We start from the raw sequence: 19833 nt of genomic DNA, 5'->3' as shown, positions 1-19833 counted from the left end.
GTGCAAAAATATGAATAATTTTTTAATGCACAACTAGTTAGATCAAAAATAATTAGCAATAGAATTTTTCAATAAGTCCTTTATCTTCCTGACACCATCATTCTTTCGTGAAATAATTAGTTTTGGAAAGATTATTGATAATTGTTATCTGTCTTCACCCACCACATTTTAATATCAATACAAATCAACTTTATATAATGAAAAATTCAAACCTGATCGGCCTACAAGAATCCGATTGCCAAAACATCTCAGAAAAACTAAACATTCTGCTGGCCAACTATTCTGTTTTTTACCAAAATACAAGAGGCTCACATTGGAATATCAAAGGTGATCAATTCTTCACCCTTCATCCAAAATTCGAAGAGCTCTACAATAGTTTGGTCTTAAAAATTGACGAAATCGCTGAAAGAATCCTGACACTGGGTGCAACACCAGCCCACAACTACTCAGATTATCTTAAGGTTTCTACCATCAAAGAAAGCAAAGAAGTGAGTGATGGAAATAAAAGTGTAGAGATCATCTTGGCATCTTTCAAAGTGGTGATTGACTTACAGAGAGAGCTTCTTGACATCACAGACAAAGCCGGCGACGAGGGAACCAACTCACAAATGAGCGATTACATCACTGAACAAGAAAAAGAGGTTTGGATGTACAATTCTTACCTTGGAAAATAAAAACCAAATTTCTTAAATTTAAAATCCAGCTCTGCACCAAAGCTGGATTTTTTCATTTGTGGTATTTCTATTGGAGTTTTGCGAAAATCACTTTTTCTAGTTTAAAATAATGATTAATTTTAAATAAAAACAAATCAAGTAATTTGATTATCTGCTATATTTGTCGTTTAATTTTAAAAACACTTGAAAAAAATTATATTCTTTTTACTGATTTCGAATTTTTTCCACGCACAATGGAGCATCTCCAATGCAGAAAGAAACGCACTGATTAATGTTTACAATGCGACAGACGGAGAAAACTGGAACAGACCATGGGACTTGGAACAAGACCCTAGAAACTGGTTTGGTGTGGTTGTAAAAAATGGCGTCATCACAGAACTGAATCTCTCCGGCAATGCGCTCAGCGGTAATTTCCCGACTTTTATCAATTCACTTTCAAAACTCACAAAACTTGACCTCAGCAATAACAAATTGACTGGGGAAGTGGCAATGGGCATTTCTGCACTAAGTTCATTGACAAAATTAGACCTCAGCAACAACAGATTGATAGGCGACCCGACCACTTCGCTGTCTGGACTTTCTAATCTGGAAGATTTGGGTTTAGGTGGGAATACATTTGCAATTACGGACGTCAACGCCATTCTTCAGAATCTCACTGGTATCAAAATTCTAAATCTTGCAGATCTCGGTTTGGTCTCTATCCCTGCAAAAATTGCTGCCTTCACAAACCTAGAGACCTTAACGCTTGACAACAATCCACTTGCAGCCAATGCTTATGCAAACATCGCAGGACTTACAAAACTGAAAACACTTTCCCTTTCAGGGACAAATCTGGTTCAGATTCCCACACCAGTGTCTCTACGCACCCAACTTACAAGCCTTAATCTTAGCAATAATAATTTGACCGAGCAAAGTACCGCAGGACTGTCGACCCTGACCAATCTAGAATGGCTGTCTTTGGAAAACAATCTCATTTCTCAGATTCCCGCACCACTCTCCCAACTTCAAAAACTCCAAAACCTGAATCTTGGAAGAAACAAAATTACCGGAAACCTTGCCCCACTTACCGCGCTAAAAAACCTTCAGCAGATCTTCCTGAACAACAATCAGATTTCAGGAGATTTCCCGTCTTCACTTCTGGGAATGCCAAAACTGATGATGCTCAATCTAAACAGCAATCAATTGACAGGCGAACTTCCGGACAAACTGCCCGAGATTACGCACATCAGCAACAACCGTTTTTCTAAGGCAGATCTATCCAATTATGTAACAGATTTCGCAGAGCAGACAGAGCTGAACTACTCACCTCAGCGTTACGACGATCTCAAAACCGTATTAGCCGCTGTAGGCCAACCAGCAAAACTAGAGCAATCCCTTTCCGGAGATTACAGTTTTACTTGGTTCAAAAACCTGGATCAGAAAACCAACACAACCACAGAAAACCTCAACTTCAGTCGTGTGGAAAATACAGATTTTGCCGTATACACAGCAGAAGCATACAGCCATTTCGTTTTGGACGGCAATAGCTTATTCGAGCTTTCTCTTTTCCGGGAACCTATCACATTGGCAGATGCACTTGCTACCCTGGGAACATCAGAGCTTACAGATCTGAACATCTATCCAAATCCAGCAACAGATGACATCCACCTGCTGAATGTCAGAACCAAAATAGAAAAAGTGGTCATTTTCGATCTTAGCGGCAAAAGGATGATGTCTGACAACAAGGACAAAATCAACGTTTCCCGATTACCTTCAGGCGTGTACGTTCTATCTGTAAAAACAGATTCTGGCATCAAAAACTTCAAATTCATCAAGCAATAATTTTTTTTAGGAGCTGTATCCCGCTTTCCACTGTATCTTTTTTGACATTGCGAACGACGAGTCGTTAATTCTTAGACATTTTTTCCCCGCAATGCCAAAAAAGGATGCCGTTGCAATCGCGGCTATTGGCATTGGTTTCCGTACACGCTACACCAGGCTTCTCACACCCATCTTCCATCCTATTGCCATTTCACAAAAAATATTATCTTTGGAAACAATCGATAATACAATATGGAAACCCAAAAATATACACCTACAAACAAAGTAAGAATTGTAACCGCAGCTTCGTTATTCGACGGGCACGATGCGGCCATCAATATTATGCGTCGTGTCATTCAAGGAACAGGATGCGAAGTCATCCACCTTGGTCACGATAAATCTGCTGAAGAAGTTGTAAACACAGCCATTCAGGAAGATGCTAATGCGATTGCTTTAACATCTTACCAAGGCGGTCACAACGAATATTTTAAATATATCTATGACCTTTTAAGAGAGAAAAACTCGCCACAAATCAAAATTTTTGGCGGTGGCGGTGGTGTAATTCTACCCGAGGAAATAGAAGACATTATGGCTTACGGAATAGACAGAATCTATTCTCCAGACGACGGCCGTGAACTTGGTCTTCAGGGAATGATCGACGATTTGGTAAAAAGATCAGACTTCGCAACAGGAAAAGAGATAACTGTAGAAGATTTAGATTCAATAAGTTTCGACAATTCTACAAGTATTGCTAAAATCATTTCTGCTGTTGAAAACTTCTCCGAAGAAAAACCAGAATTGGTAAAAGCCATTGACGAAAAATCAAAAGACTTAAACATCCCGATTATCGGTATCACAGGCACAGGTGGAGCCGGAAAATCTTCTTTAACAGACGAATTGGTAAGACGTTTCCTGCGTTCCAATACCGATAAAAAAATTGCGATCATCTCCATTGACCCTTCAAAAAAGAAAACCGGAGGAGCTTTGTTGGGAGATAGAATTCGTATGAATGCGATCAATGATCCAAGAGTTTATATGCGTTCTATGGCAACAAGAGAAAACAACGTTTCTGTTTCTCCATTCATTCATTCCGCATTAAATGTATTGAAATTGGCTCATCCAGATGTGATTATTTTGGAAACTTCAGGTATTGGTCAATCTGGGTCAGAGGTTTCAGATTTTGCGGATGTTTCTATGTACGTAATGACTCCTGAATACGGTGCTTCCACGCAATTGGAAAAAATTGATATGTTGGATTACGCAGATTTGGTTGCTTTAAATAAATCTGACAAAAGAGGTGCTTTAGATGCCCTTCAAGCCGTTAGAAAGCAGTTCCAGAGAAACCATTTGTTGTGGGAAAGTCCGTTAGACGATATGCCGGTTTATGCAACAAAAGCATCTCAATTCAACGATCACGGAACCACTGATTTATACAATAGATTAATTGAAAAAGTAAATGATAAGTTTTCTGATTTAAACTTGCAAGGCTTTGTAGAACAGGAGGTTTCTGAAGACATCACGATTATTCCTCCAAAAAGAGTTCGTTATTTATCCGAAATTGTTGAAAATAATAGAATTTACGACGCTAATGTTGAAAAACAAGCTGAATTAGCAAGAAAAATGTATCACATTGAGGGAGTAAAAAAATTCCTTTCAAATGAAACTTTAGACACTGAATATCAAAAAGCAGAAAAAGATCTTCAACAGGAAAATATCGATTTCCTGAACAATTGGGATGATACGAAACAAGCTTTCAAAGCTGAGTTTTACTCGTATTTCGTGCGTGGAAAAGAAATCAAGGTGGAAACCTCCACAGAATCTTTATCTCACTTAAAAATTCCAAAAATTTCTCTTCCTAAATATACCGATTGGGGAGACTTGATCAAATGGAAAGGTCAGGAAAATCTTCCTGGAGGATTCCCGTACACAGCAGGAATTTATCCTTTCAAAAGAACAGGAGAAGACCCAACGAGAATGTTTGCCGGAGAAGGCGGACCAGAAAGAACCAACAGAAGATTCCATTACGTTTCTGCGGAAATGGATGCAAAACGTTTGTCAACAGCGTTTGATTCTGTGACTTTGTACGGACAAGATCCTGCTCTACCACCAGATATTTATGGTAAAATTGGAAATGCGGGAGTTTCTATCGCCACTTTGGATGATGCTAAAAAACTGTATTCCGGATTTGATTTGGTGAATGCGATGACTTCGGTTTCAATGACGATCAACGGACCGGCGCCGATGTTGTTGGCTTTCTTTATGAATGCTGCCATCGACCAAAATGTTGAGAAATATATTGCAGAACATAAACTTGAAGCCAACGTTGAAAAAGCTCTAAAAGCAAAATTTGACGATAAAGGTTTAGAAAGACCCAAATATAACGGAGAATTACCTCCATCCAACAACGGTTTAGGCTTAAAATTATTAGGTTTAACGGGAGATGAAGTGATTCCTGCGGAAGCGTATGCTGAAATTAAAGCTAAAACCATCGCAACCGTTCGTGGTACCGTTCAGGCTGATATTTTGAAAGAAGATCAGGCTCAGAATACGTGTATTTTCTCTACTGAATTTGCCTTGAGATTAATGGGTGACGTTCAGGAATATTTTATTACAGAAAAAGTAAGAAATTTCTACTCGGTTTCTATTTCTGGTTATCACATTGCAGAAGCGGGCGCCAATCCGGTTTCTCAGTTGGCATTTACATTAGCAAACGGTTTCACGTATGTAGAATATTATTTGTCGCGAGGAATGGACATCAATGATTTTGCTCCCAACTTATCTTTCTTCTTCTCCAACGGTATCGACCCTGAATATTCAGTAATCGGACGCGTGGCAAGAAGAGTTTGGGCAAAAGCAATGAAACTGAAATACGGCGCAGACGAAAGAAGCCAGATGTTGAAATACCACATTCAAACTTCAGGACGTTCTCTTCACGCTCAGGAAATTGATTTCAATGACATCAGAACAACGTTGCAGGCACTTTACGCAATTTATGACAATTGTAATTCTTTGCACACGAACGCTTACGACGAGGCAATTACAACGCCAACTGAGCAATCTGTAAGAAGAGCAATGGCAATTCAATTGATTATCAATAAGGAACTAGGCTTAGCTAAAAATGAAAATCCGCTGCAGGGTTCATTTATTATTGAAGAACTGACAGATCTAGTTGAAGAAGCGGTGTATGCAGAATTTGACAGAATCACCGAAAGAGGTGGCGTTTTGGGTGCAATGGAAACAATGTACCAACGCTCTAAAATTCAGGAAGAATCTATGCATTACGAGTGGTTGAAGCACACCGGAGAATATCCAATCATCGGGGTAAATACTTTCCTTGGAAAAGACGGTTCACCAACGGTTCGTCCGGGAGAAGTCATCCGTTCTACAGAGGAAGAAAAACAGGTTCAGATTGAAACCCTTCATAATTTCCAGAAATCAAATGAAGATAAATCCGAAGCTGCTCTGAAAACGTTACAACACGCTGCCATCAATCAACAGAATTTATTCAATGTAATGATGGATGCCGTGAAATATTGTTCGCTTGGGCAGATTACCAACGCTTTGTTTGAAGTGGGTGGGAAGTACAGAAGGAATATGTAAGTACGTATCTGGACGGGCAGTTTTTCACTACTAACTGTCTTAAAAAATTATAAATTAAACCCTCAAAGAGTTTCTTTGAGGGTTTTGTATTTTCAATAAAATTTTTTCTTAAAAATTAATTTTCACTCAACAAAACAATATTAAGAGACGCATCAGAGATATTAGCAACAGCTCCATCTGAATATATGTAAAGTCTTAACTGATCATTTTTATTAAAATAAGCAATCCTGTTATAAAGCATAGTCCACCTGTTCCCGTTATTGGTCTGCCAAACACCATCTGGTATGTCTGAATTCGTAGTATTCACAGCCTGAAATAGGTTCCGTATAGGACTTCCATCTACCAACCTTACGCTCGATTTTATAATATAAGTTCCTGAAGTTGGAACAGTGTAAGTATTATTTGTAGTATTCCAAACCCCGCTACCAATATTTTTTGTCACATTTGGCAAAGGTACGGTGTTAAAAGCAGTAGCGGCAACAGATGCAGAAGCAGTAGAACCATTCCCATTTCCCAATGATGCTGTAAAAACCACTGAACCTGATCTTGAAACAACGGGTTGCCAAATTGCACCATCAAAGTAGTAATAACCAATTGTTGTAACTTTTACCGTTGAAGCTACGGTAGAGCCTGCAATATTCGTTACATAGAGTAAAGCGCCTATATGATTGGCATCATACCCTGTTTTTAGATTCAATTGCGCCAAAGTAATTCTAGGAGCACGCATACCGTCTATCGTAGAAGGAGTTGCAGCAACACCATTAACGTCTAAAGTCATTAATGGATTATTAGAATTTATCCCAACATATTGAGCATTTGCATAGCCCACTATTAAAATAAATAGTAGTATTAATCTTTTTTTCATTATAAAAAATTACCAACTGCAAAGATATGAATTATTGAAATACAACAACATAAAGAGTTATAAACTATTTATTAAATTGAGATTATCTCTCAGAATCTAGCAATATAATCTGTGGTTAAAAAAAAGTAAAAATCATCTATATAGACGCATTTTAAGCATTGACATTAACATCTGCGGGGTACTCAAACAAACAAAAATCGGAAATACCATTGAAACAAAGATCAAAAAAACATTGGGAATTACTGGAAAATTAGTTTCTGAACAAAAAACAAATTTACTATCGGGAGCAATCTCATCAGAAAAAATGAGAAAAAAAAACACATCCTGGCAAACCTGATCAAATTGGAATTTCCCCATCGTCAGTTCCCAAAAAAACTGATTAGAATAGATTACAAGTTTTCAGAACCTAAACATCCGAAGCTTACAGATAAACATCTTATTTTTAAATGCAGATAAACTTTTAGAAAAAAAAGAATAATCAGAAGACTAAAACATCTAACATTTTATGACAAAATAACTGTTCAAAAAATTACAAAAAGCAGTTTTGTAGACCATCTCTCCTTAATGCATTCCAATTAAAACTTTAAATAATTTCTGTAGTTTTAATTCGGATAAATTCTCGGTTTACTTTTTGATTAGCAAAAACCATCAAATCAAAAATCAAACTATGAAACTAAAATCTCCCGAACCATTCTGGCTTGTTAAAGACGGCATCAAACATTCTTACCCTTCGCTTAGAGAAAATATCGAAACGGAAATTCTCATCATCGGTGGCGGCATTACAGGTTCTTTCCTGGCACATCAAATGATAAAAGACGGTCACAAAACGGTCTTGGTAGACCGAAGGGAAATCGGGAACGGAAGTACGAGTGCAACGACATCAATGCTTCAATACGAGATCGATGTGCCACTTTTTGAACTCTCAGAAATGATCGGAAAAGAAGGGGCGGAAAAAGCCTATTGGGCGTGCTATGACTCGATAGACACTTTGGGAAAAGTAGCTAAGAAAGTAAAATCCGAATGTGGTTTCCGCAAAAAAGAATCGCTGTATTTTGCAGCCTTCAAGAAAGATGTTCCGGACTTGAAAAAGGAATTCGAAGCCAGAAAAGCAGCCAGTTTCCCTGTAAAATGGCTTTCTGCGGAAGAAATCAGTCAAACATTTAAAATCGAAAATACCTTCGGCGGCATCTTGTCTGAGCAAGGCGGAAGCATTGATGCGTTTGCTCTGGCGCACGACATTCTAGATTACAACCATAAAAAAGGTTTGCAGGTTTTTGATAAAACCGATATTACCAAATTTGATTATAAAAAAAACAGCGTTACGGCGACGACTGCATTCGGTAACAAAATAAAAGCCAAGAAAGTAATTTTTTGCAACGGTTTCGAAAGTACAGAGATCATCAAAGACGATTTTGTAAACCTGCTTTCCACCTATGCAATCGTTGGCGAACAGAATGAGAAAAACCCCAAAGAACTGAACGATCTTCTGGTTTGGAATACAGCAGAACCTTACATTTATATGAGGACAACGGACGACAATAGAGTTCTAATCGGAGGCGAGGACGAAGAATTTGTGAATGCTGAAAAACGAGATTCTTTACTTCACGAAAAAGAACAAAAACTCGTCAAAAAGTTAGATAAATACTTACCAAAAAATGACTTCCGGACAGACTTCGTTTGGGCAGGAACTTTTGGCGAGACCAAAGACGGATTGCCTTACATCGGCGAACATCCGGATTTTCCAAGCGCTTATTTTGTTTTAGGTTTTGGAGGCAATGGGATTACATTTTCGGTCATCGGGATGGAAATGGCTTCGGTTTTTATGAAAGGAAAAACACACGAATTAACAGAGTATTTCAGATTCCGAAGATAATTTCTGAGAAAATCTCGTATATCATTTTAATTTTTAACTTTAAAGCTTATTAAATATCATCAAAATTGTTTCCCCGATCCTAAAGGGCGCCATTTTCACGAAATTTCCAAGGCATTTTTCCGCCCGTTAGCTTTGGGAAAAGAAATATGTCTTGGGGATTTTTCTTTTTAATGATTTTTAAACAGATTCTTAATAAAAAAAATGACTGATGAAAACCTTCGAAGATTACTTTTCTCAGTTTGATGCCGCACTTAGACATCAACTGGAAACCATTAGAACTGAAATCAAACAAGAAATTCCGGAAGTGGAAGAATGTATTAAATACCTGATGCCGACTTTTGTTTTTCAGAATAAAAATCTGATCCATTTCGCCGTATTTACCCACCATATCGGACTTTATCCCGGACCAGAAGCGATTTCTTTTTATGAAAAGGAATTGGCAAATTACAAAACTTCAAAAGGTGCCATTCAAATTCCTTTGGATGAGGATGTGCCTTTGGATCTCATTAAAAAATTGATCAACCACGCTAAGGAAAGAATTCTTAAAATCACAAAAACCACTAATCAATAGTGGTTGATGAACAATTAATTTCGATTGATTTTGATTGGATTCTTTTCCGTGGCATTGATGATTTTTGAAACATCATCTGCGGAAAATTTCCCCGTCACATCTACGAAAATCGTTTCGTCTTGGTCATCTCTCACCGTGATGATCATTCGTTTGATCACGTCATCGGTCTGCTGTGCATTGAGGCTGATGAGATGACCTTCCTGTTTCAGAGACATCCATTCTTCGTAATGATTGCTGGTCAGATATTTTTGAAACTCCGCTTTAAAGGGTGTTTTAGAACTTTCAACGATGAGGACTTTCACATCTTTGATCTTCTTTACCAGATCGATCACTTCCTGACTTTCCCCATCTTCTTTCAAAGCATTTTTCACATATGACCTTGCTAGGAATGTAGGAACATTGATGCTCAGGTAAGTGGAATTATTTTTAAATCCTGGATTGTCAAAAAAATCAGTGTGCACTTTTTTCTGAGAAACCATACACGATTGCAGAAAAAAACCGACAACCGCTAAGATGATAATGTATAAGAATCGTAACATAATTGTAAGTTTTTTAGTTGATGGATGTAATACTTGCGCCCGTCACTTCTTGCGCAGACTTCGTTACTTTTGAAGGATTCCCTTTGTATTGGATGGATGCCGCAGAACTTGCACTGGCAGTGACACTGTCTGTCGTATTGATCTTCACGCTAGATCCGGAAGACGCATCCACAACTGCTGATTTTGTCACAAAGTCACCTGCAGAAACGGAACTGCCGCTGCTGGCGCTGATCACGCTTGTGCTTGCCGTGCCTGATAATTTCAAAGAACTGCCGCTGCTGGCGTCGATCGCTACCGATTTTGTATCCAGATTGATTTTAACATTGGATCCGGACTCTACTTCCAAAGCGGTGTTTGTAGAGATTTTGAACATTCCGGAAACCAACGAGCCAGAATTACTGCTCAAGGCAAGCGTCGTTTCGCTGACCGGTGTTATTGCTTTAAAAGACGCTCCGGATTTTGTAACAAGTCTGGACAACTTCGGATTGGAAACAACAACTTTCAAGTGATTGAAGTTCAAATTTCTAACACCTTTGTTTCTTACAAAAATTTTCAAAATACCATTTTCAACTTCAGTCATTACATATTGCTGTTTGTCTGCCTCTGTGTTTACAGTTACATTTCGATTTGGATTTTGACTGAACTCTACTTCCACGCCGGAAGAAACTTCGATTCCATTAAATTCCGAAACGCTTCTCACACTTCCCGGATTCGTCTTGCTAGAAGTAATCGTAGAAACAGGATTAACGGAGGTTACATTCTGCGTTTCCGCCATCAGATTGCTGATATCATCCATTGATATTTTTCCGTCTAGCAGCATCAGAACAGAACTGTCATCGGACATAATATTAAGGATGAGATTATCCATAACATTGGCGGTAATATCCTGCGCCATAAATTTGATTTTGGCATCGCGGCTGTTCACAGTTACCAGCTCTTCATATTTCATATTCTTGAGCGAGGCTGCAATTTCTTTTTCAATTATTCCGGATTGCACTAGCAATTTGTGATCTGTAGAAGCTCCATTTTCAGACCTACTTGGTTTTTCAAGAATCAGCATTTTCAGTCCATTTACTTTTCCTAATAGCGGCTGGATCTTGCCCAGTTCTGCATCATCAATTTTAAGATTGTTCAGCAGTTTGAACATCGGTTTCGCAATCTTGATAGATGTGACGCCTTCCGTATCCTGATAATGGTCAAAGAGTTCATTTAGTTTTTCCGACTGCCCAAAGATGTTGGTAGACAATAGAAATAGTACGAATAATAATGATATTTTTTTCATTTTAATATTTGTTTGTTTAAGGTCAGATGCAACCGCCGTTTTGACTAGATCTAGCTTGAATATATTATCTGGAGCGGTGACATTTGATTTTAAAATTAATAATTGAGAATCCTGTAAAAATCAACTTGATTTTGGGCAGATTCTGCGTGATTTATGGTTTGGGTAACGTTACTTGCAAAATAATTAAAAGCATTCTCTGTCACAGCAATAGCTTCACTCTCATCATAGATGGGCTTGCCGTTGATGATCACATAATTCGGACGGTAATCTAAGGTAGATTCTGCCGGAACCTGGATCTGCTTCTCTTCCTGTTTAGATGACTGCTCTTGTTGCGCCATCAGTTTGTCAAATTCTTTTCTGACAAGTTTTTTCACCACTTTGTCATTGCCAGATTGATCAGCTTTCTGATTTTCCTGATTGGCCAAAACTGGTTTTGGTGCCGAAGTTTGTTCTGTTGTTTCTTCAACTTGCGGAACTTTTTCTACTTTTTCTTTCTTAGGAACATCAGGATTTTTAGCAATCGTTGTTTCTATCTTCTGAGGCTGATTGAACATCCACAATGCACTCATTCCCATTAATAAAACTAAACCAGCTGCCATCCAATATATCTTATAAGAAGTTCGCTTAGTTGGAAGTACAACAATCTTCGGTTCTTCTGTTTTCTTTAAAAAATCCGCGAAGCTGATATCCAGTTTTTCCTGTTTCTCGTCTTTCAGAAATGAGAAATAAGGGTTGTCGCTTTCATTTTTCAGGAACAATTCTTCTTCCGGCGTCAGTTCTTCACCTTCGAAGAATTTAGATTCCCAATCCTTGTATCTGTCGGTTTTCATACGCATAGAGTTTGTTAATTGATTCTTTCACTTTTTGTCTTGCTCTCATCAGGTTCACGCGGACTGCATTTTCTTCCATTTCCATTATTCCCGCGATCTCTGAGATTTCATATTCTTCTACATCTTTCAGGTGAATGACCATTTTTTGTTTCTCGGGCAGTTGGGAGATGAATCCCAGAATCTGCTCTCTCATATTATTGGTTTCGATCTGATAAAGTTCCGAAGTGTGTTTTGTCTGGCTTGCAAATCCCAATTTCACTTCGTGGTGTTTCAGGCGGTTCAGGCATTCATTTTTTACACTTCTCATCGCGAAACTTTTCAGATTCTCTACTGCCAGGAGTTCTTCTTTCTTTTGCCAGAACTTCATCATCAGATCCATCACCACATCTTCGGCTTCATCTGCACTCATCAGAAACTTTTTCGCAAAACGGAACATCTCATTCTTGAGACTGTAAACCGTTGATTGAAATATTTCCTGAGTCATATTGATTCTTTTAATGTTTGAGGTTCAAAGTTTTAAGCTTTGAAAGTAGTTGAGTTCTTGGTTGTTTAAAAGTAAGACATCTGTAATGTAACAATTATTACATCAAATATAAAAAAAGAACCTTAATAATTATTAAAGTTCTGATAATCAATTCAATAAAGTTTATTTTTTACACAAAAATAATTTAGTTCATTTTCTGTTATAATAGTTTTTGCCCTTAAAATAAATTACAGGTCGCTCCGCTGGAGCTTAGATTGTCGTTTTGAATTTTGACCTTCTATTGACAGTTCACCACTCTGCGGTTTTCCTTAGCAAGGAGATTCTTATGGAAATGTAATCAAAATTATCCTGAAATAAACAGTACTCTGTCTTTCCGTAGGAATCTCAACAGTCTGGATTCTTAAGGAATGACAAATTGTGGATTGATAATGAAATGTTGATTCCTTGCGAAGCGCGCCCCGACTTGAGTGGAGCTCTTTTTCTTTATCGCTGCCTGAGCGATAAAGAAAAAAGCGGGAACGGAAGGCGGATAAAGGCGCCCAAATTTTTATTTTACAATTCTCCGTTTCCTGCCGCTGCTGTATCTTTTTCGCTACCTCCCGTCGGGTTCATCGTTTTGTTGAATTTGTCCATCTCGAAAGGGAAATCTTCAAACAATCCTGATAGTGACAAAGCGGAGTACACTTTTCCTGAATATTTGTTTCCAATTGCGATGATCGTCACTTTAGATTTCAGAAGATGTGCAAAAACCGAATTGGTCCCGTGCCACCAGCCGTTGTGGTAGGTGAGTTTTTCGCCGTTGTCAAAATTCTTCATTCGGAATCCGAAACCGTAATTGTTAATTCCTTTTTTCTCATTGCTATAAGGCTCGAATATTTTGGCTTCGAGTTCTGGCTTCAGAAAATCTTTGGAATAGATTGCCACCGAGAAATTGAGAAGATCTCTTGGTGTGGTGTAAACATTTTTGTCTCCGTAGATCAAATCCAGATGATCCAACGGATAAAGCCTGTAACCACTGAAAAATGATTGTGAGGCCGTGGGCATATTTTTTTTCTGAAAAATATAGGTGTGCGTCATCTTCAATGGTTTGAAAACGATCTCTTGCATTGCTTCTGGAAAAGGCGTGGCTGTTACTTTTTCTACAATCAAAGCCAGCAGTGCAAAATTGGTGTTGCAGTACATAAATCCCGTGTTGGAAATCTTTGCCAGCGCTGGTTTGTATTTGATCAGCATCTCCACAACGTCCTGATTGGTCAAATATTCTTTTTTGAGTTCTTGCGGCACAGGTTTTATAGCCTGATCAAAATGTTCGTACTTGGGAAGTCCGCTCCTTTGTGCCAACAGACTGAAAACGGTGATGTCAGCATAAGGGAATTTGGGGAAAAATTTGGTAAGATTGTCTTCGAGTTTTAGTTTTCCGGCTTCTACCAATTTCAGAACTGCCATTGCGGTCATCGTTTTGCTGACAGACGCCACGTGAAGTGGTGTGTTTTCATCAATTGGCATTTGTTTGCCTTCTCTGCCAAATCCCCGGTATTTTTCGAAGATAATTTTGTTGCCTTTTGCAATTAATAATCCGCCGCTAAGATCGCCTTGCTCCCAGACTTTCTGGTAATAATTATTGATTTGCGTTAAGATATTGGCCTGGTTTGGCAATGTCAACTCTTCTGGCGTAAACACCTTTTCCAGATCAACATTTCCGTAGTTTGGAAATTTTGAACCCTCTTCATCAGTATCTTTCTCCGATTTTTTATGGCAAGAAACAATTGACAAAACAACTAAAACCGGGGTAATTATTTTTCTAAAATTCATTATATCCAAACTTCTTTAAGGTTCGCAAGTTAACATAAAATGGAATTTTGAGCGAAGGGAATTGTCTTAAGAAATGTTAAATAAACCGTTGGGAATTTTATTTAATTTAAGAAACTAATCCATGAAGGTTTCAACAATTTTATCGACTATCACCTGAGCCAATTTGATTTTACTTTGTTGGGTCCAGCCTGCAATATGAGGCGTAACAATCACTTTATCAGAATCTAAAATATATTGCAAATCCTGATTTTCAGTTTCGAGGTTTTCAAAAGACGACTTTTCAAATTCCAAGACATCCAGGCAAGCGCCGAGCACCTTTCCAGATTCAATTGCTTCTACTAAAGCTTTCGTTTTAAGATTTTTCCCTCTGGCTGTATTGACGAAATAGAAATTCTTTTCCATTTTTGAAATGAATTCTTCATCAATCAAATCATTAGTTTCATGTGTTAATGGAATATGAAGACTCAGAATATCTGCCCTTTTCTGAAGTTCCTCCAAAGAAACTTGTGTTGCAAACTCATCAGAAAGATTTGGAAGAATATCGTGGAAGATCACCTCAACGCCGAAACCAGAAAGTCTTTTGGCTGTGGCTTTTCCCATATTTCCGTAACCGATGATTCCGAACGTTTTGCCCAGCAGCTCATCACCACGGTTTTCCTCACGTTTCCAGATTCCGTTTTTTACTTCATTGGACGCAATAAATAATCGGTTCATCAAAATCAACAACATCCCGACAACGTGCTCTGCGACAGAATCGCGATTGCCTTCGGGAGAATTTATTAATTTTATATTTAATTTTCCGGCAGTTTCAAGATGGATATTTTCCATTCCCGCTCCGACTCTTGCAATGAATTTGAGATGCGGAGCTCTGTTCAGGAAATTTTCGTCCAACGGAATTCGGCTTCGGATGATAACGCCCTCATAGCCACCTATTTTTTCCAAAACCTCATCGTAAGTGGAAATGTGGTCTTCTTCTATCAGAAAGCCTTTTGCGGTAAGCTGTTCAGAAATTAAGGGATGGTTTTTATCGAGCTGAAGGATTTTCATTTTCTTTAATTTTAGATGTAAAAAAAGGGCTTAGAAAAAGCCCGTATGTAATTGGTTTAAAATTACTCGCCTAAGAATAATTTTTTGAGTTCCACAGAATCTGCAGGTTTCATTCTTCCAGAAAGAATCAGTGATAATTCCTTTCTTCTCATGGCGGCGTCGTAACGTTCTTTCTCCAACTCTGTTTCCGGTTCTATTTGAGGAATTGGGATAGGGCGATTGAACTCGTCTACCGCCACAAAAGTGTAGATCCCTTCGTTGGTGTGTGTTTTTGTCTGATTGATAGGATCATCTAACCACACTTCTACATAGATCTCCATAGAGGTAGAAAACGCCCGTGACACTTTTGATTCCAAAACCACAATGCCACCTTCCGGAATCGGATGGTTGAAGGACACATGATTCACAGAAGCCGTCACCACTCTTCTTTCGCAATGTCTGGTTGCGGAAATGGATGCTGCGCGATCCATTCTTGACAGCAACTCGCCTCCGAAAAGATTCCCTAATGAATTGGTTTCGTTTGGCAAAACGATATTGGTCATTACCGTAAGGCTATCTATTGATTTTTTGGATTTTTGCATTCGTTGTCGGTTTTATACTGTCTGTTTTTATTGAATCTTGTTTAGGAATGGTCAAAACTCTCTTGGGTTCTGATCTCTTCGTGCTTTCTTTCTTTGTTGGAATTCTAGATGACTTCCCGAAAAGCAATGGTTGATATCTTAGAAAAAAAAGTACAATCGTTCCTATTATAACGATGGCGGAAAATGTCCAAATAACACTTTTGTTAAATGTGTAATGTTCCGAATCTGAATATTTTTTTTGAGACTTTTTTTTCAGGGCTTGCAAATTGATTGCTTCCAGACCAAACACATCGTGATGATCATCTGTTATTTTGACTACTTTGTGGTCATGATCCAGTTGAAATTGACCGATGTTTTCTAACGTGAGACCATCAGGTGTCTGTAATTTCTGAAACCACTGTTCCACTTCATTCTTTAAATTACTTTTAACAGTAGAAAGATCAGAATTGGTTTGATCAGAAATATACCTAACTAACTGATCATCAACAAGTCCGGGCACATATTGAAATACCACCACTTCTTTTGGTGGTGTAATGATCGAATTTTCTGCATCTATGCTCGCAGATTTTTTTGTAAGTTCAAAAACTCCAAAATACGGTACTTCTGCCTTGTGATGCTTCAGAAGATATTGATATAAAAAATACTCAAAATTCATTTGGCGCAAAACTACATATTTTTGAGGTTAAAGAGAATAAAAAAGGTTGCTTTTTACAGCAACCTTTTGATCTTGATATGAATAATTAAGGTCTAATAAGCAAACTTTACCACTTCAGAACTGTTGTTGCCCGAAATTTTCACCAAGTACAAACCTTTTTGAGAAAGGTTGAGATCGATTGGATTTCCGTTTGCATTTGCTTTTAAAGTTTTGATAACTTTCCCACCGAAGTCATACACCGTAAGGTCTATATTCCCTTTGGCAGAAGTAAACAGTTTACCTGCAGCCACTTGCGATTTTACTCTACCGTTGGACTCAGAAACAGCCAATGTAAGAAGTGTTGTTGGTCCTAGTACAGTAGAATCAGCAGATTGTTTGGTGGCTCCATTTTGCATATCTTTGAAGACAATTCCTAATTTTTGAACTGTAGTCCCAGCTGGTACTGTATTATTACTGTTGGTAAAAGTCTTAGTATTTAGATTAATTGTCCCAACGTATGCATTTGCGACAGAATCCCAATTCATCGTAACACTAGAATTGGTCCAGGCATCATCATATGACGTATTTACAGAATTATCCGCGGATGAAATCCATGTATGAACATAAAAAGTAGGAACTTGAAATCCCGGATCGTAAAACGAATAGTCATTGGCAGCGCCATAAGTCAATTTGAAAACACCAGGACTCACGATTTGTGTCGTAAGCTGTGCAGATACAGCGATGCTTGCAACCAAAGCAATCGCTAAAGAATAAATTTTTCTCATAAATGTTAATTTTTAAGGTCTATATAAAGTCGTTCATCACTCCTCACAAAAGCAATCGTGAACTCTATGTAAATCTAATATTAATTTTAAAACAACAAAGAAAAATTTTTATATCAGACATAAAAAAAACCACAACAAACTGATTACCAAACATAAAAACTTTAATAAATCTTCATAGAAACTCCAAACATGAAGTTAATCCCAGCTTGTGAGAAGTAGTAAGGTCCACTAAAACCGTTATTAACATACTTAACATCTGTGAAATTATTTAATAAGAATCGCAAAACCACTTCATTTTTTGCTAATGGCAATTTGTACGACATATGGAAATCTGGAACCAAATAATCTTTGAGTCTGTTATCGGCGGTCTCGAGATTATCTAAATATTGCTTACCGACATATTGCGCTGTTATTCCAAGATTAAAATTTTTGAATGGCGTGTAAAGAACGTTCGCATTAGCGATCATATTGGGTGAAAATGAAATATCGGTATTCTTTAAAACCGTATCTTCTTCGTTTTGAGCAGCGTTGATCTCTTTAATCTTATTTTGACTCAAAGATAGATTGGCGCCAAACTGGATTTTATCCGAAATTTTCGAATTCGCAGCTATTTCCACACCCAATCTATAACTCCTGTCCACATTCTGACGTATGAACTCTCCAATGTTATTAATTCTTCCGGAAAGCACCAGCTGGTTTTCGTAATACATGTAATAGGCATTCACCGTCACGGCAAGCTTTCCATATTGTTGTTCCAAACCAGCTTCAAAGTCGTGAAGCGTTTCTTGTTTCGTTTCAGAATTAGCGAAAAGATCGTCTCGGTTTGGCTCGCGGCGCGCATTGGCGTAAGAAACGAAAACCTTCCCTTTTGCTATATGATAATTGGCTCCAGCTTTGGGATTGAAGAACGTCCACTTCCGCTTCAGATCTGCACCTTCAGAATCACCTTGCTGCACTATTTTTGTATCGTAATCTATATTTCTAAGCTGAAGATCTCCAAAAATTTCGAATTGCCCTAACTGATAGATTGCCTTTACAAAACCAGACACTTCATTCTTAACCGACCGGTTTCTATAATATTCGAACGCGTTGATCTCCGGCAAGAATACACCAGTTACGTTGCCAAAATGTCTTCCGTAATACTGATTTGCAACTGCGCCAACATTGAGGTCTAGATTCCCCAACTTTCCGTACAATGTAGAGATCACGCCATAGAAATCATTGTCCAGCCATTTCTTCCTGATGAAATCCGAATAGGCTTCTTCTGCACCGCCCACAAACTGGTTGGGCAGATTGTATCGCGCAAAAGGATCACCTTGCTTGTAATTTTCATAGTAACCTTTCCCTTTGGTATAGTGTAAAGTTGTTTCAAGTTTCCACGCGTTGGAAAAACGTTGATTCCATAAAAACTGGTAGTGATTTTGTCTGTAATTATCTGTCTCATTATCGTAATAACTTGTGATACTTTCCCAATTCGCATCATAAATCGCTCCGGAATAATTGAATCTTGGGTTGGTCTCCCAGGTGGCTTTATCAATACCGTTCCAGGCTTGGTAAGTCTTCTCTTTTCCGCCGAAGGCTAATAATCTGAGCTCTGTCTTTTTCTCCTGAAACAAAGCAGAAAAAAGATAGGAATGAAGATCAGAAGAAGCCCTGTCTATAAATCCATCCGAATGGATATGCGTATACCTTCCCATCACAGACAGTCTGTTTTTCCAAAACTTGCCAGAATTGACCTCAGCACCATATTTATAGGTACTGAAGGAACCGTAAGAATCATCCGTCCTTACTGAAAACACATCCGAAGGATCTCTGGAAATCACATTCACACTAGCACCGAAAGCCGAAACACCATTAGAAGAACTTCCGACACCACGCTGGATCACGATCTGCGAAGCCGAACTCGTGAGATCCGGCACATTCACGAAAAAAGTACCTTGCGATTCAGAATCGTTGTAAGGCACGCCATTCAGCATGACATTGATACTTGTTCCCGCAGTTCCACGGATCCTAAAACCTGTGTAACCTACGCCATTTCCTGCATCTGAAGTAGAAATTACGGACATTTGATTCTTCAAAAGAATCGGAAGATCCTGACCTAGATTTTTATCGGCAAGATCTTTTTCAACATTGATGATCGATTTCGCAACCGGTGTTCTTTTGGTGAATTCCACAGCCTGAATGCTTGTAACAGTTACAGAATCTGTAGTTTGTGAAAAATAGAACGGAGCAACTAAGACTCCTAAAAAAAGTAAACCTTTCATTCTTAAAAAATTTTGATTGTTAAAATTTATTTAGAATAAAAGGGGCGACTATAGATATAAATGATCGTTGACGATTGATAAATGATCCTTCTGCAGATAATCAGTTATCATTGATGTTTTATCATTTATAATGAGGTATCCCTAAACAGCATTACCTGTTCCAGGTTCATTGGGTATAATCTCAGCTTATTA

At 38.2% G+C, this 19833-nt stretch carries 16 protein-coding genes; 5 read left to right on the top strand and 11 right to left on the bottom strand.

The genetic code is table 11. The annotated features are described in order from the left end of the window. The first annotated feature begins 197 nt into the window (after window positions 1-197). From F564_RS0107900 to F564_RS0107890, 3 genes are all read left to right on the top strand, one after another. Complete coding sequence (locus tag F564_RS0107900; RefSeq protein ID WP_028122159.1) at window positions 198-674, top strand: Dps family protein; 477 nt, start codon at window positions 198-200, stop codon at window positions 672-674. 183 nt (window positions 675-857) lie between these two features. Then, window positions 858-2495, top strand: a complete 1638-nt coding sequence (locus F564_RS0107895; protein ID WP_028122158.1) for a T9SS type A sorting domain-containing protein — start codon at window positions 858-860, stop codon at window positions 2493-2495. Window positions 2496-2726: 231 nt separating this feature from the next. Continuing rightward, window positions 2727-6074: a methylmalonyl-CoA mutase family protein gene (locus F564_RS0107890; protein WP_028122157.1), complete on the top strand. Its 3348-nt coding sequence runs from the start codon at window positions 2727-2729 to the stop codon at window positions 6072-6074. A gap of 115 nt (window positions 6075-6189) precedes the next feature. Here F564_RS0107890 and F564_RS0107885 read toward each other — a convergent pair whose 3' ends face one another. Then, entirely contained in the window at window positions 6190-6852 is a 663-nt protein-coding gene (locus F564_RS0107885) for a hypothetical protein (RefSeq protein WP_154656824.1), read from the bottom strand. Between the two features lie 754 nt (window positions 6853-7606). On the opposite strand from F564_RS0107885, the gene F564_RS0107875 reads away from it, so the two are divergent. Next, complete coding sequence (locus F564_RS0107875) at window positions 7607-8812, top strand: NAD(P)/FAD-dependent oxidoreductase (protein ID WP_028122154.1); 1206 nt, start codon at window positions 7607-7609, stop codon at window positions 8810-8812. A 208-nt stretch (window positions 8813-9020) separates the two neighbouring features. Then, window positions 9021-9383 (top strand): iron chaperone, encoded by a 363-nt coding sequence (locus F564_RS0107870; protein WP_028122153.1) that lies wholly within the window; start codon window positions 9021-9023, stop codon window positions 9381-9383. A 14-nt stretch (window positions 9384-9397) separates the two neighbouring features. Here the strand turns inward: F564_RS0107870 and F564_RS0107865 are convergent, their stop codons facing one another. The 10 genes from F564_RS0107865 to F564_RS0107820 form a co-directional block, all read right to left on the bottom strand. Beyond that, window positions 9398-9922, bottom strand: a complete 525-nt coding sequence (locus F564_RS0107865) for a DUF4252 domain-containing protein (RefSeq protein WP_028122152.1) — start codon at window positions 9920-9922, stop codon at window positions 9398-9400. A gap of 13 nt (window positions 9923-9935) precedes the next feature. Beyond that, on the bottom strand, window positions 9936-11204 hold the full coding sequence (locus F564_RS19900; RefSeq protein ID WP_051259605.1) for a DUF4252 domain-containing protein: 1269 nt from the start codon (window positions 11202-11204) through the stop codon (window positions 9936-9938). A gap of 95 nt (window positions 11205-11299) precedes the next feature. Further along, window positions 11300-12034, bottom strand: a complete 735-nt coding sequence (locus tag F564_RS0107855; RefSeq protein WP_028122151.1) for a hypothetical protein — start codon at window positions 12032-12034, stop codon at window positions 11300-11302. Further along, window positions 12000-12518, bottom strand: a complete 519-nt coding sequence (locus F564_RS0107850; RefSeq protein WP_028122150.1) for an RNA polymerase sigma factor — start codon at window positions 12516-12518, stop codon at window positions 12000-12002. Before F564_RS0107850 ends, F564_RS0107855 begins: the two co-directional genes overlap by 35 nt. A 552-nt stretch (window positions 12519-13070) precedes the next feature. Continuing rightward, window positions 13071-14330: a serine hydrolase domain-containing protein gene (locus F564_RS0107845; protein ID WP_028122149.1), complete on the bottom strand. Its 1260-nt coding sequence runs from the start codon at window positions 14328-14330 to the stop codon at window positions 13071-13073. Between the two features lie 114 nt (window positions 14331-14444). Beyond that, window positions 14445-15377, bottom strand: coding sequence for a 2-hydroxyacid dehydrogenase (locus F564_RS0107840; RefSeq protein ID WP_028122148.1), 933 nt, complete (start codon window positions 15375-15377; stop codon window positions 14445-14447). Window positions 15378-15439: 62 nt separating this feature from the next. Further along, window positions 15440-15958: an acyl-CoA thioesterase gene (locus F564_RS0107835; RefSeq protein WP_028122147.1), complete on the bottom strand. Its 519-nt coding sequence runs from the start codon at window positions 15956-15958 to the stop codon at window positions 15440-15442. Then, window positions 15930-16613 carry a hypothetical protein gene (locus F564_RS0107830; RefSeq protein WP_028122146.1) on the bottom strand — a complete coding sequence of 228 codons (684 nt, stop codon included), beginning with the start codon at window positions 16611-16613 and terminating at the stop codon, window positions 15930-15932. Before F564_RS0107830 ends, F564_RS0107835 begins: the two co-directional genes overlap by 29 nt. Window positions 16614-16705: 92 nt before the next feature. After that, complete coding sequence (locus tag F564_RS0107825) at window positions 16706-17377, bottom strand: T9SS type A sorting domain-containing protein (RefSeq protein ID WP_028122145.1); 672 nt, start codon at window positions 17375-17377, stop codon at window positions 16706-16708. A 161-nt stretch (window positions 17378-17538) separates the two neighbouring features. Further along, window positions 17539-19641, bottom strand: a complete 2103-nt coding sequence (locus tag F564_RS0107820; RefSeq protein WP_028122144.1) for a TonB-dependent receptor — start codon at window positions 19639-19641, stop codon at window positions 17539-17541. Between the last annotated feature and the right edge of the window lie 192 nt (window positions 19642-19833).

The organism is Epilithonimonas tenax DSM 16811 (assembly GCF_000428485.1).
Lineage (GTDB): Bacteria > Bacteroidota > Bacteroidia > Flavobacteriales > Weeksellaceae > Epilithonimonas > Epilithonimonas tenax.
Note: the sequence above shows the minus strand (reverse complement) of the source record. Positions and strands in the feature narration are given on the sequence as shown.

Coding starts and splice junctions, on each gene's coding strand:
- F564_RS0107900 (WP_028122159.1), top strand. CDS start 198: ATGAAAAATTCAAACCTGATCGGCCTACAAGAATCCGATTGCCAAAAC.
- F564_RS0107890 (WP_028122157.1), top strand. CDS start 2,727: ATGGAAACCCAAAAATATACACCTACAAACAAAGTAAGAATTGTAACC.
- F564_RS0107885 (WP_154656824.1), bottom strand. CDS start 6,852: ATGACTTTAGACGTTAATGGTGTTGCTGCAACTCCTTCTACGATAGAC.
- F564_RS0107875 (WP_028122154.1), top strand. CDS start 7,607: ATGAAACTAAAATCTCCCGAACCATTCTGGCTTGTTAAAGACGGCATC.
- F564_RS0107870 (WP_028122153.1), top strand. CDS start 9,021: ATGAAAACCTTCGAAGATTACTTTTCTCAGTTTGATGCCGCACTTAGA.
- F564_RS0107865 (WP_028122152.1), bottom strand. CDS start 9,922: ATGTTACGATTCTTATACATTATCATCTTAGCGGTTGTCGGTTTTTTT.
- F564_RS19900 (WP_051259605.1), bottom strand. CDS start 11,204: ATGAAAAAAATATCATTATTATTCGTACTATTTCTATTGTCTACCAAC.
- F564_RS0107855 (WP_028122151.1), bottom strand. CDS start 12,034: ATGAAAACCGACAGATACAAGGATTGGGAATCTAAATTCTTCGAAGGT.
- F564_RS0107850 (WP_028122150.1), bottom strand. CDS start 12,518: ATGACTCAGGAAATATTTCAATCAACGGTTTACAGTCTCAAGAATGAG.
- F564_RS0107845 (WP_028122149.1), bottom strand. CDS start 14,330: ATGAATTTTAGAAAAATAATTACCCCGGTTTTAGTTGTTTTGTCAATT.
- F564_RS0107840 (WP_028122148.1), bottom strand. CDS start 15,377: ATGAAAATCCTTCAGCTCGATAAAAACCATCCCTTAATTTCTGAACAG.
- F564_RS0107835 (WP_028122147.1), bottom strand. CDS start 15,958: ATGCAAAAATCCAAAAAATCAATAGATAGCCTTACGGTAATGACCAAT.
- F564_RS0107830 (WP_028122146.1), bottom strand. CDS start 16,613: ATGAATTTTGAGTATTTTTTATATCAATATCTTCTGAAGCATCACAAG.
- F564_RS0107825 (WP_028122145.1), bottom strand. CDS start 17,377: ATGAGAAAAATTTATTCTTTAGCGATTGCTTTGGTTGCAAGCATCGCT.
- F564_RS0107820 (WP_028122144.1), bottom strand. CDS start 19,641: ATGAAAGGTTTACTTTTTTTAGGAGTCTTAGTTGCTCCGTTCTATTTT.